The organism is Methylobacterium pseudosasicola (assembly GCF_900114535.1).
GTDB classification, from domain to species: Bacteria; Pseudomonadota; Alphaproteobacteria; order Rhizobiales; family Beijerinckiaceae; genus Methylobacterium; species Methylobacterium pseudosasicola.
This window is the reverse complement of the sequence record NZ_FOTK01000048.1, coordinates 19,481-31,933: the sequence shown is the minus strand read 5'-3', so window position 1 is coordinate 31,933 and position 12,453 is coordinate 19,481. Positions and strand designations below refer to the sequence as shown.

General features: G+C 65.9%; 12 protein-coding genes. 7 read left to right on the top strand and 5 right to left on the bottom strand.

What is annotated here, in order from left to right; all coding sequences use genetic code 11:
• Positions 1–1,025 (bottom strand): IS1182 family transposase (locus BM228_RS28700; RefSeq protein ID WP_092046036.1); only part of this gene is annotated, 1,025 nt, incomplete at its 3' end.
• A 173-nt stretch (positions 1,026–1,198) separates the two neighbouring features.
• The gene (locus tag BM228_RS28695; RefSeq protein WP_092046034.1) at positions 1,199–1,684 is read right to left on the bottom strand and encodes a MarR family winged helix-turn-helix transcriptional regulator; all 486 of its coding nucleotides are present in this window, start codon (positions 1,682–1,684) and stop codon (positions 1,199–1,201) included.
• Between the two features lie 107 nt (positions 1,685–1,791).
• Here BM228_RS28695 and BM228_RS28690 point away from each other — a divergent pair, with 107 nt between their 5' ends.
• The 4 genes from BM228_RS28690 (at position 1,792) to BM228_RS28675 (ending at position 6,117) form a co-directional block, all read left to right on the top strand.
• Positions 1,792–2,793 carry a substrate-binding domain-containing protein gene (locus BM228_RS28690; protein ID WP_092046040.1) on the top strand — a complete coding sequence of 334 codons (1,002 nt, stop codon included), beginning with the start codon at positions 1,792–1,794 and terminating at the stop codon, positions 2,791–2,793.
• Positions 2,794–3,069: 276 nt separating this feature from the next.
• Positions 3,070–4,143 (top strand): molybdopterin-dependent oxidoreductase, encoded by a 1,074-nt coding sequence (locus tag BM228_RS28685; protein WP_092046032.1) that lies wholly within the window; start codon positions 3,070–3,072, stop codon positions 4,141–4,143.
• Positions 4,144–4,252: 109 nt separating this feature from the next.
• A complete protein-coding gene (locus BM228_RS36180) occupies positions 4,253–4,423 on the top strand; it encodes a hypothetical protein (protein ID WP_208612118.1) in 171 nt (56 codons plus the stop codon).
• A gap of 245 nt (positions 4,424–4,668) precedes the next feature.
• Positions 4,669–6,117, top strand: coding sequence for an 8'-apo-carotenoid 13,14-cleaving dioxygenase (locus BM228_RS28675; protein WP_092046028.1), 1,449 nt, complete (start codon positions 4,669–4,671; stop codon positions 6,115–6,117).
• Here the strand turns inward: BM228_RS28675 and BM228_RS28670 are convergent.
• A complete protein-coding gene (locus tag BM228_RS28670) occupies positions 6,072–6,533 on the bottom strand; it encodes a hypothetical protein (RefSeq protein ID WP_208612117.1) in 462 nt (153 codons plus the stop codon). The two genes, BM228_RS28675 and BM228_RS28670, sit on opposite strands and share 46 nt — an antisense overlap.
• Positions 6,534–6,795: 262 nt before the next feature.
• Between BM228_RS28670 and BM228_RS28665 the strand changes: the two genes are divergently transcribed.
• Positions 6,796–8,106: an APC family permease gene (locus BM228_RS28665; protein ID WP_244537359.1), complete on the top strand. Its 1,311-nt coding sequence runs from the start codon at positions 6,796–6,798 to the stop codon at positions 8,104–8,106.
• Between the two features lie 32 nt (positions 8,107–8,138).
• On the opposite strand, the gene BM228_RS28660 is transcribed toward BM228_RS28665, so the two are convergent.
• On the bottom strand, positions 8,139–8,693 hold the full coding sequence (locus BM228_RS28660; RefSeq protein ID WP_244537360.1) for a class I SAM-dependent DNA methyltransferase: 555 nt from the start codon (positions 8,691–8,693) through the stop codon (positions 8,139–8,141).
• 756 nt (positions 8,694–9,449) lie between these two features.
• Here BM228_RS28660 and BM228_RS28655 point away from each other — a divergent pair.
• Complete coding sequence (locus BM228_RS28655; RefSeq protein WP_092046023.1) at positions 9,450–10,070, top strand: glutathione S-transferase N-terminal domain-containing protein; 621 nt, start codon at positions 9,450–9,452, stop codon at positions 10,068–10,070.
• Between the two features lie 213 nt (positions 10,071–10,283).
• Positions 10,284–10,880, top strand: coding sequence for a 2-hydroxychromene-2-carboxylate isomerase (locus tag BM228_RS28650; RefSeq protein WP_167367854.1), 597 nt, complete (start codon positions 10,284–10,286; stop codon positions 10,878–10,880).
• Between the two features lie 363 nt (positions 10,881–11,243).
• On the opposite strand, the gene BM228_RS28645 is transcribed toward BM228_RS28650, so the two are convergent.
• A protein-coding gene (locus BM228_RS28645) for an IS3 family transposase (protein WP_092046020.1) occupies positions 11,244–12,346 on the bottom strand; the annotation gives its coding sequence in 2 pieces (ribosomal slippage) (positions 11,244–12,085 and positions 12,085–12,346; 1,104 coding nt in all).
• Positions 12,347–12,453 lie beyond the last annotated feature (107 nt).

Sequence of the window (12,453 nt, the reverse complement as noted above, 5' to 3'; positions counted from 1 at the left end):
GCGTCGTAGACGAAGTCGGCGCGCACAAAGAGCCCCTTCTTGGCTCGACCCGACGTGTCGGCCCGCGGCATGGTCGGCAGGATGCCCGTGCCTTCGCAGGCCAGAACCTCGTCGCCGCTGTAGTAGCCGCGATCGGCCAGGACCACGATCTCCCCCGCGTCGGTGGCCTGCTTGGCCCGATCGCCCATCGGCACGAGCTGGGTGCGGTCGTGGCCCTCGTTGACGACCTCATGGGCGACGACGAGATGACGCTCGGGGTCGACGGCAATCTGTACGTTGTAGCCGACGATGCCGGTGCCTCGCCCGCTCGTCGCCATGGAGCGGGCGTCCGGATCGGTCAGCGATACCTGTCCGTCGTCCGCGGTCTCGACCTGCGCCTGCATCTCGCGCAAGAAGGCCATCTGCCGGCGTAGGGCGGCGATCTTCTCGCCGATGCGCTGTGTGCGTGCCTCGGGTACGTCGCTGCCCTCCCTATCCGCCCGGTCGAGCGCCGCGAGGTAGCGGGCGATGCTGGCCTCCACCTGTTCCAGGCGCTTGGCGACCTTGGCCATGGTGCAGTTGCGGTCCCGGTTGTTGACCGCCTTGAACTTCGATCCATCCAAAGCGACGGTCGCCCCGGTGAAGAGCTGCAGATCCCGGCACAGCACCACGAACTGCCGACAGGCCGCCTGGATCGCAGGTCCGTTGTCGCGCCTGAAGTTGGCGATCGTCTTGTGATCGGGAGCCAGCCGGCCGGTCAGCCACATCACCTCGATGGTGCGCTGTGCCTCACGCTCGAGCCGCCGGCTCCACGGCACGCGGTTGAGATAGCCGTAGAGGTGGAGCTTCAGAAGCGTGGCCGGATCATGAGCGGGCCGTCCCGTCGCCGCGGGCTCGAAGCGGTTGAAGTCGAGAGCGCCCAGATCGAGTTCGTCGATGAAGACCTCGATCACCCGAACCGGATTGTCGGCGGTGACGTGGTCGTCCAGCGAATCGGGCAGCAACCAGGACTGCCGACGGCCCTGCCCTTCGATGAACCGTCCCATGCTGGCCTGCGCAGATGAGGCCGCAAGTCTATCTCAGAAGGGACTTTGACACAGCCTGGACCCAAGCTGGTCATCCAGAGGGTCGCAAGAACTTCTCGGAAGCGGTCATACCTCGACCGTGTGCGTAGTCGGCTCAGCGAAAGAGCCGTCCGTTGGAACGGGTCGAGGTCACGTCATTCATCTGAAGGTCGCGCGTCGGCCTGCGCCAGGGCAATCAGAAGGCTGCCACCAGGCGCGCCCGCCTTGCCGAACAAACGCTCTTGAACGCTGATTGCCAACGGCATGGCTTGCCGGAGAGCACTGACGCCGGTTTCGGTCACCTCGATGCACTTGGCTCGGGTATCGGCGATGCTACGTCGCCGTGCGATCAAACCTTTGGCCTCCAACGCCTTCAGCACCTGCGACACCTGCATCGGGTGTATGTCCCCAAACCGTGCCAGGGTGACCTGCGTCACGGGCTCGCCGGAGCGTGCCATCCACGCCGTCATCGCCAGGACCGTGAACTGAAGGTGTGTCAGGTCGGCAGTTGCGAGCGCGCGGTCGACCGCGCGCACGTAGCGATGGACGACCCGCCAGAGCACAAACCCCACTGCGTTCTCGGGTGCGCCAAGGGTCTCGTTTGCGAACAGATCGGCGAGTGTCTGAGGGTCGGTGGCCATAGCTCCTCGTAGCGCCCCCCGAGCTTGCTGAGCAGCCCTTCGACGCCGGGGGTTCATATAATAAACACGTTTACTATATGGTCGGGTTCCTGTTGGAGGCGCCTTGGATGACCGACCGAACCCTCGACATCGCGTTCTGGAACTACGACCGCACCCGCGCGCTCAGCGACGGTCGCATCAAGATCGATGGCGTCACGGCCCGCTTCCACACGGCCCGCATCGTACCCCAGATTTTTGAGGCGATGATCCGTCATCGCGCCTACGACGTATCCGAGCTTGGTCTGACCTACTTCCTGCGCACCTTTGCAGATGGCCCATCGCCTTTCCTGGCGATCCCCGTCTTCCCGAACCGCGCGTTCCGCCACTCTGCAATCTACGTCAGCGAGGCGAGCGGCATCCGGCATCCTCAAGATCTCGTGAACCGCACCATCGGTGAGTTGGCGCTCTACGGACACGATGCCGGGGTGATGCCGAAAGGCATCCTCTCGGACGAGTTCGGTTTCAAACCTGAGCGCAACCGCTGGATTGTGGGTGGCATCGACTTCCCGATGGACCCCATAGACTTCGTGCCTCACCCCCACCCGGCCGGTGTCGAGGTCACGATGGCTCCAAAGGGCACCGACCTCGGTGTACTGCTGGAGGCAGGCGAGATCGACGCCTTGATCTCAGCGGACGTGCCCCACTGCGTGCTTTCAGGCTCGACGAAGGTCCGCCGCCTGTTCCCGGACCACGAGGCGGTCGAGCGCGACTACTATCGCCGGACGGGTATCTTCCCAATCATGCACACCGTCGTGGTGACGCGCGAACTGGCCGAGCGCGAGCCGGATCTCGTTCGGGCGGTCTACAACGGCTTCTGCGAGGCTAAATCGGCCGAGGTCGCGGGACTGACGCATGCGATGACGTTCAACACCATGGCGACGATGGTGCCGTGGTTGACGGACCTGCTTGCCCGCGACCGCGAGCTTCTCGGGGACGATTGGTGGCCCTACGGCATGGCCAGGAACCGGGCAGCCATCGACGCGGTGCTCCGCTACCACCACGAGCAAGGTTTGACCGAACAGCGCTTCAGGATCGAGGATGTGTTCGTTCCATACTTGCTCGACGCGTAGGACGCAGCATTCCGCAGCCGCCGCCGATCAGGAGCGGGCGCGACGGTAGCGGCTGCTTGTTTGGCCCCTCGCTCCAAAGCAGACCGGCGGAAATCCACCCCTCTAGGACATTCGGGCGGGCGACGCGTCGTGGCAGATGGTGACTGAAAGCGGCAGGTCCGCTCCAGACGAGCGCGACCGGAACAGCAGATGGCTCCAACGGCTTCCAGATCGTTGATTGAGCCTTGCCGCTGCTGACGCGTTAGCTCGCAGATCCTCATCCAAACGGAAGCCGCGATGCTGAGCCTATCCGAGCGAATGGCTCGCCTGATCGTCCATGGTGCGACGCCCTATAATGCCGAACCGCCCCTTGGTCGTTTGCGCGCGTCTTACCGGACCCCGGCGGCGGACTTCTATGTACGCTCGCACGGTGAACTCCCGGACCTTGAAACGGAGACCTGGCGCCTGACCGTCGAGGGCGGCGTCACGCTGGAGCTGTCCCTCGATGACCTGCGGACCCGTTTCCCGAGGGCAACGGTCACCGCAACGATGCAATGCGCCGGAAATCGTCGCGCCGATCTGCGAGCGGTGGCCCCGGTCTCCGGAGATCCGTGGCAGGCCGGGGCCATCGGGACAGCCGAGTGGACCGGGTTTCGCCTTGGCGATCTCCTGCGCATGGCAGATGTCGCGGAAGGGGTGGATCGCCATGTGGCCTTCGAAAGCCACGACACGGTGGATGGCCGCCCCTATGGAGTCTCGATCCCGTTCGCCAAGGCGATGTCGTCCGAGACCTTGCTCGCCTATGCCATGAACGGTGAAGCCTTGCTGCCTGAGCACGGCTTTCCGGTCCGCGCGGTCGTGCCGGGATATGCCGGCGTGCGCAGTCCCAAATGGCTCCGGCGCATCACGGTGCAGGATCATCCCTCGGAGAACCCGATTCAGGCTGGCGACTACAAGCTGTACCCACCCAACGTGACGGCCGAGACCGCCGATCCGGTCCTGGGACACACCATCGACGCGATGCCGCTGAATGCCGCGATCTGCGAACCGGCGCGCGGCGCTGTTCTCAGGGCCGGGGCGTGCCGGGTCCGGGGCTACGCGGTCGCGGGCGACCGGTCCGTTATCCGCGTCGACGTCTCAGGCGATGGCGGGCGGACCTGGATCCAGGCAACGCTCGAGCACGAGCCCGACGCGCCGTTCGCCTGGACCTTCTGGACCGCCGAGCTCGACCTGCCGCCGGGGGAGCACGACCTCGCCGTCCGGGCCTGGGACTCGGCCGGCCAGACCCAGCCGGCGTTGCCCGACGACGTCTGGAACCACAAGGGTTATCTCTGCACCTGCTGGCACCGGGTGCGGGTGCGCGTCACCTGAAGGCCTGGACGGGCCGTCCCTATCGCAGAGTTGGCGACTCACCAGGTTTCAGGTGGGGCGCTCCCCCATCGGGGCCACCCAAAGAGACGTGATCGTTCAGGCGTCCGAGATGTTCGAAGACGTGCTCGAAGGCATTCGTGACAGCCTGCTCGAAGGAGCTATCGCTCTTCCCCTGTGCAGCCCTGAGGGCACTGAGCAAAGCCAGGTGTTTTTCGGTATCCTCGGACATGTCATCCTCCCGGCCGGCTTGGACGGCGGCTCGGCAAGCCAATCGCCATGAGAGTCCCCGGTTCCTGCGCATTTCGCTTCCGGATCCGCCGGAAGACATCGGGGACGCGTCGGATCGCTGCGCCATGCCACGCACGGTCGGACCGTCCCGCCTTAAGCTCACGGCCACGCGCCATCGCGCGTACGGTCCACCGCGGAGCCGGTCACGACCCGCGCGCCCCCCGTCCGCGGCCGGGACCGGGGACCGCCCGCCGCGATGACGGCCCGGCCCGCCAACTGATCGGAGAACCGCTGCCGATGCCGAACCGAATCCAGGCGGCCTTCCGCGCCGCGGCCGAGGCCGGCGTCGGCCTGTGGGCGGCCTGCAACCGGCTGCGCCTGCCGGGAACGGACAATCCCTTCGTGGTTGGCGTCCACGAACCGATGCACACGGAGCTGAGCCTGGAGAACCTGCCCGTCACCGGGTCGATCCCGCCGGGCCTCGACGGCCTCTACCTCAAGATGGGGGCCAACCCCGCGCGCGCCGCGACGCGGGGCCACGACTGGTTCCTCGGCGACGGCATGGTGCACGGCCTCGCGATCGAGGCCGGCAAGGCGCTGTGGTACCGCAATCGCTGGATCGATTCGCGCACGGCCGCCGCAGCGCTCAAGCGCCCCGCCGCGCCCGGGCCGCGGCGGGGCGGCAACGACACCGTCAACACCAACGTCGTCGCGATCGGCGGTCGGATCTTCGCCGTCGTGGAGGCCGGCAGCTTCCCCGTCGAACTCGCGCGGAGCCTTGAGACGCAGCGATACAACCCGTTCGACGGCACCCTGACGGGTTCGTTCAGTGGGCACCCGCATCGCGACCCACAGACCGGTGAGACCCATGCCATCGCGTACGACGGCCGCGTCTGGGACAGCGTTCGCCACGTCGTCGTCGCGCCGACCGGTCAGGTCGTGCGGGACGTGCCGATCCCGGTCGCGCATGGCCCCTGCATCCATGACTGCGCGTTCACAGCGCGCTTCGTGATCGTGCTCGATCTGCCCGTCACGTTCTCGTTCCGGGCCCTGCTCGCCGGTTACCGCTTCCCGTTCCGATGGAACCCCCACCACAGGGCCCGGGTGGGTCTTCTCCCCCGGCAGGGCGACGGCGCCGACATCCTCTGGTGCGATGTCGATCCCTGCTTCGTGTTCCACGTCGCCAACGCCTACGAGGACGCGGACGGCCGGGTGATCCTCGACGTGATCGCCTACGCGACGGTGTTCACGGCCATCGGGGGCGGGCTCGACAATCCGGGCCGGCTCGAACGCTGGACGGTCGATCCCACGATGGCGCGCGTCGAGCGGCGGGTGCTCGATCCCGCGGCGCAGGAGTTCCCCCGCATCGACGAGCGGCGGCTCGGGCAGCGCCACCGCTACCTTTACACGGTGAGCGTCCCGGCCGACGGCAACACGCAGCTCGCCGGTGCGACGCAGCTCTATAAGCATGACGTGGAGACGGGTGCGCGCCACGGGCACGAATTCGGTCCGGACCGCATCCCCGGGGAGTTCGTCTTCGTGCCGGCGCATGCCGAGGCCGATGAGGACGAAGGCTGGCTCGTCGGCTTCGTCATCGACACCGCGCGCGACACGACGGAGTTCGCCGTTCTCGACGCGCGGACGTTCGAGGCGCCACCCGTCGCCACGATCCGCCTCGGGCACCGGATCCCGCCGGGCTTTCACGGCAACTGGTTCCCGGGGCGCGCACCACCTGGAACGGCCTGATCCGGCGCCGACGCGGGACCCATGATGGTCGGATCGTCGCCGGGGCGACCGGCGGCACCCGAACCGGTACGGATGGTCCATCCGATCACCGCCGTCATGGGATCGCCGGGGCCTCCCTCGGGTTTGAGGACATGGCCTTGGATACGGGCGAAGCCGGCGCGTCGAAGGTACAGACCGACGAGCTGGACATGCCCCGCACCGTCGAGGGCATTCCAGATCGCGACCGGCTTGGTCGGGAAGCACCGGTTGGAGAAGCGGATCACCACCGGGGCGCCGGGACGCAGCACGCGCGACTTCGGACAGGACGGCCCCGGGTCGCTGCAGGTACTGCACAGATCGGTCACGGCGGCGATCGCAGCGGCGGCGATAGGCGTGACGAAACGCGGTTGCGCGTAGAAGAGGGGTCTGGAGCGCAATCAGGCTTCGCGAACGCCTCGGGCGTGAAGTGAGGCAGATCCTGCGTCGTCATCAAGACCGCCTTCGTATCGGATCAGATCCGGACGATAGTCCAGTCTGCCGGTTCTCGGGCCGGCGTCGCGTGCGGGGGGAGCCTCTCACAAAATCCCGATGCAGCGGCCGGTCACGGGGTTTCTCACAGACGCAGCACTGGCTGGCGCTCACGCGGCTTCTCGTGAGCGCCACGGATCCCGGCAGGTGGCAGTAATGGTTGATCGACTCATGGCCACCCGAAGCTTGCCGGCGGTCTCGACGCTGACGGCAACGGCCATCGTGGTGGCCGACATGATCGGCGTCGGCGTCTTCACCAGCCTGGGCTTCCAGGCCAGGGATGTCCCGTCCGGCTTCGCCCTGGTGCTGCTGTGGGTTGTCGGTGGCGTTGTCGCGCTCTGTGGAGCGCTCTGCTACGCCGAACTCGCCACGATGTTTCCCCGCTCCGGCGGCGAGTACACGTTCCTCTCGCACATGTACGGTCCGGCGGTCGGGTTCATGGCGGGCTGGCTCTCGGCCACCGTCGGGTTCGCCGCCCCGGTGGCGCTCGCCGCCATGGCGTTCGGGCAGTACGCCGAGGCGGTCCTGCCCGGCGCACCCGCGCTTCTGCTCGGTCTGGCGGTGATCGGGATCGTCACGGCCGTTCACCTGCGCGGCCTGAGTCACAGCAGCGTGTTTCAGGTCGGCTTCACGGTGCTGAAGCTCGCTCTGATCGTCGTGTTCATCGGGGTGGGCTTCACCCGGGGCGGTGGCCAACCCATCGGCTTCGTCCCCCGCGTGCACGACGTCACGCAGATCGCCAGCGGCGGCTTCGCGGTCAGCCTGGTCTTCGTGATGTACGCGTATTCGGGCTGGAACGCCGCGACCTACATTGTTGGCGAGCTCCGCGATCCGCAGCGCAGCCTGCCGCGGGCCTTGCTGGCCGGGACGGGTTGCGTGGTGGTGCTCTACGTCGCGCTGAACGCGGTGTTTCTCTACACGACGCCGCTGACGGAACTCGCCGGCCAAGTCGAGGTCGCCCTGATCGCCGGGCGTCACGTCTTCGGCGAGGCGGGTGGCCGCCTCGTCGGTCTCTTGATCTGCGCCGGCCTGATTCCGACGATCAGCGCGATGATGTGGATCGGTCCCCGCGTGACGGTGGCGATGGGCGAGGACATGGCGCCCCTGCGGATGTTCGCGCGCCGCACGCGCAACGGCGTACCGACCGCCGCAACCCTGCTTCAATGCGGCGTCGCCAGCCTCCTCCTCCTGACGCAGAGCTTCGAGGCGGTGCTCGCGTTCGTCCAGTTCGGCCTGATCGCCTGCTCCTTCCTGACCGTGCTCGGCCTGATCAAGCTCCGGATCACCCGGCCCGACCTGCCGCGACCGTGCCAGACCTGGGGCTATCCGTTCACGCCGCTGGTCTTCCTCGCGGTGACCCTGTTCATGATGGGCTATCTCGTGGCGGTGAGACCCTTCCAGTCCCTGGCGGGTCTGCTCTTGATGCTGGCCGGCCTCGTCCTGTACGCGCTCGCGACGGTGCAAAGACGGCGCCGAGCCTGACGGCCATGCGCCCGCACTGTGATCGCCGAACTCTAGCCGGCGTTGGATTTGCCGGCGCGCAGCACGTCGAGCCGATACTCGGCCGTCCTCGACTGCTTCACGACCGTCGCAAAGTCTCGCGCCCCTGCGATAAAGCCTTCGGCCGCCTCGTCGCCGGAGAGGGGATAGTGGGTCACGCCGAGCCAGTGGACCAGAACGATATCGGCTCCGGGTGACAATGCGCCTTCGACACGTGCGACCAGACGCGCAAGATCGGCACGGTCGAGATAGTACGCCACCTCCGAGATCACGATGAGATCGAACCGCCCGTCCGGCCAAGCGCCAGGGACGGCCGCCAGCATGAAGTGCGCATTCGGGCAATCGGCGCATCGCGCGCGGGCCGCCTCCAGAACGGACGGTACCACGTCGAGGCCGATCAGCGTGTCGCAGCGGGGACAGAGTTGGTGCGTGAACACGCCGATCGAGCAGCCGACATCCAGTGCGGATGCGTAATGGGCGCGCGGCAGGGCAGCCAGCGTCGCGGCGTACTTGTCGCGCTCGTACGGGCTCGTGGCGAAGCGCCACGGATCCGCTTCGGTCGCGTACATGCCCTTGAAGTAGTCCTGATTGAGGGTTTTCGTTCGACGCCCTGAAGGAGCGTCAGTTGGCCTGTCGGATGTCGTCTCCAAGCCTGCGGCTCCTCTGATCCCGATCAAGGTACTCATGGCAGCGACAGCGCCGGACTGGATCAGATGACGGCGTGAGACGGGCTCGCGAACACGCACGATACACCTCGGGATCAACTGGTCGTAAGATTGGGCAACCGCCCGTGATTGGGACAGTTCCGGTCACCTCGGGTGGTCTTGCGAGGATGCGCTTTGGCGCTGACGCCGTGCCCGCTCCGATGCCGTTACGACTGAGCGTGGCCCCCTGCTGCCTCACGTCGGAGACGCCCATACGCGTCATCGCGCGCGACAGGACCTGAGAAGTTGCGTCCGCTTTCGAGATGCCGCAGCGGCCCCCTTGGTGTCCGGATTGGGCGCAAAGCCGAATTTCCGGTTCTGCGCGTCCTGGCGATCCGACGTGACGTAGTTTGGCCGAAAGGCGCCAGTCCGCTTTCGAGACGACTCGCCTGAAAAGCAGACACACCCTTCCGATCCAGGTCAGACTAACATCTCCGTCGCTCCGTTGGCGGGATAAAGACGCTCGACATACCTACAGGGTTTAAACGTGCCGGACTGAAGCCAGGACGACCCAAATTAGGCGATCGAGGTGGTCACATTCGTGGCGCTGGACGACGCGGACAAATCCCGTGCACTGCTGGGGACCATAAACATTAGGCCGACGGCGAGGAATCAGCGACCATGATCGAGCTTCACACGTGGGACACGCCAAACGGACGCAAGATCAGCGTTGCCTTGGAGGAGATGGGTCTGCCCTATCGGGTGCGGACCGTCGACATCACTAACCGCCAGCAGTTCGATCCTTCATTTCTCGCGATCAGCCCCAACAACCGCATCCCCGCGATCGTCGACCCGGATGGGCCGGACGGCGCGCCAATCTCAGTGTTCGAGTCGGGTGCGATCTTGCTCTATCTCGGCGAGAAAACCGGACTGTTTTTGCCCGTCGACCGCCGGCAACGCGTGGCAGTGCTGGAATGGTTGATGTGGCAGATGGGCGGCTTCGGGCCGATGCCGGGGCAAGTCCATCACTTCCTCGGTGTGGCGGAGGCGGATCGCGCCTACGGGTTGGAGCGCTACCAGGCCGAGACGCGGCGGCTCTACGGCGTGCTGAACCGGCGGTTGCAGGTGGTCGAGTTCGTGGCCGGCGCGCTGTCCGTTGCGGATTTCGCGATCGTGGGTTGGGCATGGCGGCACGAACGCCATCGGATAGACCTCGCCGACTACCCCCACGTCCGGCGCTGGTACGAAGCGCTGATGACCCGTCCGGGCGTCAAGCGCGGCTTCGAGATTGCTTTGCGATGACGGGTCAATAACGAAGGTGGCGAGGCCTGTCATTCGCAGGTTTGGTCGAGCGGATCGGTCCATCCTAGGGTCATCGGCGTGCGAACGATCGCTACTGAACGGGTAGCTACTCTCTCGCCGTGGTCGAGACAGACTTTGGCGAGGGGTGTAAGAATCACGGCGCCAGTCAGCGATGGCCGCGGGCTGTCGATGGGAGAGCCGATGAGCGGGCAAGTGGACTACTACGTCTCGCTGAATTCACCCTGGACGCATCTAGGAGCCGCCCGACTGATGGAGGTGACCTCACGACACGGTGCAACGGTTCGCATTCATCCCATAGATGTCGGGTCAGTCTTCTCGGCATCGGGCGGCCTGCCGCTGCCCAAGCGCTCGCCCCAGCGGCAAGCCTACCGCATTCAGGAACTCGCGCGCTGGCGCGACGCCTTGGCCATTCCGATCGACCTTGAGCCGAAGCATTTCCCGGCCAACGAGACGACCGCCGCCCATTGCGTCCTTGCGGTGCGCGAGATGATCGGCGATCAGCCAGCCGTCGACTTGGCGCACCGTGTTCTGAAGGCGCTCTGGGAAGAGCAAGCCGATACGGGTGACAGAGATACGATCGGCCGGCTCATCAGCGATGTCGGCTTGGATGGATCATCGATCTTAGAAGACGCGGATGACGAGCGTTGGGCGGTGCTACGCTCGCAGGAAACCAGAGTTGCCATCGACCGTGGGGTGTTCGGTGTGCCGACGTATGCTGTGGGCGGGGACATCTTCTGGGGCCAGGATCGGCTGGACTTCCTCGATCGCCGCCTAGGGGCAGGCTGCTGAGTGCGATCGGTCCAATCAGCGGCCCCAACGGATTCGGTTGCGTAGAAACACGACCTTCGCGCCTTGTGTCAGCAACGCATGCTCACCGGCATCGCCATGAGCCATTGCAGCCACTCTCGACCCCATTTGGAATCTCGGCAGGTCTTCCAACCAACGGTCTGCTCCCCTCTTAACGACCGAACTTGGCCGTGAGCGGAATTGCCGCTTCGGAGAAGGTCGGTAGTGAAAGCAGACCTGCTCACCTCGAACCGCGCCACCGGCCTAGGAAAGGGAGTGTCCTCTGCTGATCGGCCCCCACAGGGTGATCCAAGGGTGAAGTTAGTGCGCGGTAGGCTGGAGTTGACCCTGTTTGTGGTCCACGGCCTATGCAAGTTCTCGGGCTGTAACAGCTTGGTTGGCGAAGGCTCGGGGCGTCAAGCCGCCCAGGGCCGTATGGGGTCGATCTTCGTTGTAGTGGCACCTCCAGTCCTCGATGCGCTCGCGGGCATCGGCCAGCGACAGGAACCACGAAGCGTTCAAGCACTCTGCCCGTAGGCGGCCGTTGAACAACTCGATGTAGGCGTTGTCGGTCGGCTTGCCCGGTCGTGAGAAGTCGATCTCGACCCCGTTCAGGTACGCCCACTGGTCGAGCATGCGCCCGGCAAACTCCGGTCCATTGTCCACCCGCAGGTTCTTGGGCCGCCCCCGCAGGCGGACCAAGGCGTCCAGGGCCTCGGTCACTTGGTAGGCGCGGAAGTTGGCTCTCGGTGTGAGTGAGAGCGCCTCTCGCGTGTGGCAATCGACGACCGTCAGGATCCGGAACGGACGTCCGTCGAAGATGCGGTCGGACATGAAGTCCATGGCCCAGACCTCGTTTGGACCTCCGATCGCCGGCCGCCCTTGCCGGTAGCGCCAGGCCCGTTTGCGCTTGGGCAGCTTGGGCCGGATCGACAGTCCCTCGTCCCGGTAGATCCGGTAGGTTCGCTTGTGGTTCACCTCCCAGCCTTCCCGCCGCAACAGGATATGCAGCCGTTGGTAGCCGTAGCGCACCCGTGCGGCAGCGAGCTCCTTCAGCCGCATCCGCAGTGCCACCTGCGGGTCGGAGCGCTTCCTGTAACGCTGGGACGATCGGCCGAAACCGGTGGCCTGGCAGGCCCGACGCTCGCTGATGCCGTAGGCCACCTGCAGGTGACCGGCGACCTCGCGGCGAGCGGCGGGCCTCACCACTTTCGCTTGAGCACATCCTGCAGCATGGAGCGGTCCAGCGTCAGGTCGGCGACCAGCCGCTTAAGCTTGCTGTTCTCGTCCTCCAGCTGCTTGAGCCGCCGAATCTCCGGCACGCCCATGCCGACGAACTGCTTCTTCCAGCGATAAAAGGTCGGCTCGGACACGCCCATCTTCCGGCAGACCTCGTCCACCGTCGCGCCGTTCTCCGCCTGTCGCAGGGCGAAGGCGATCTGCTCGTTCGTGAAGCGTTTGCGGGGCATGGCATCCACCTTCCTTCAGGGTTCAGGATGCCCGAAAAACTTGCGCTCAGCGCGGACCAGTTTGCTGGGTCAGGGTCAAGGCCCGCCCCCAAGCAACGACTTCAATT

What these genes read in the sequence shown, in the direction of transcription:
- BM228_RS28695 (WP_092046034.1), bottom strand. Translation starts at nt 1,684, where the DNA reads ATGGCCACCGACCCTCAGACACTCGCCGATCTGTTCGCAAACGAGACC.
- BM228_RS28690 (WP_092046040.1), top strand. Translation starts at nt 1,792, where the DNA reads ATGACCGACCGAACCCTCGACATCGCGTTCTGGAACTACGACCGCACC.
- BM228_RS28685 (WP_092046032.1), top strand. Translation starts at nt 3,070, where the DNA reads ATGCTGAGCCTATCCGAGCGAATGGCTCGCCTGATCGTCCATGGTGCG.
- BM228_RS36180 (WP_208612118.1), top strand. Translation starts at nt 4,253, where the DNA reads ATGTTCGAAGACGTGCTCGAAGGCATTCGTGACAGCCTGCTCGAAGGA.
- BM228_RS28675 (WP_092046028.1), top strand. Translation starts at nt 4,669, where the DNA reads ATGCCGAACCGAATCCAGGCGGCCTTCCGCGCCGCGGCCGAGGCCGGC.
- BM228_RS28665 (WP_244537359.1), top strand. Translation starts at nt 6,796, where the DNA reads ATGGCCACCCGAAGCTTGCCGGCGGTCTCGACGCTGACGGCAACGGCC.
- BM228_RS28660 (WP_244537360.1), bottom strand. Translation starts at nt 8,693, where the DNA reads ATGTACGCGACCGAAGCGGATCCGTGGCGCTTCGCCACGAGCCCGTAC.
- BM228_RS28655 (WP_092046023.1), top strand. Translation starts at nt 9,450, where the DNA reads ATGATCGAGCTTCACACGTGGGACACGCCAAACGGACGCAAGATCAGC.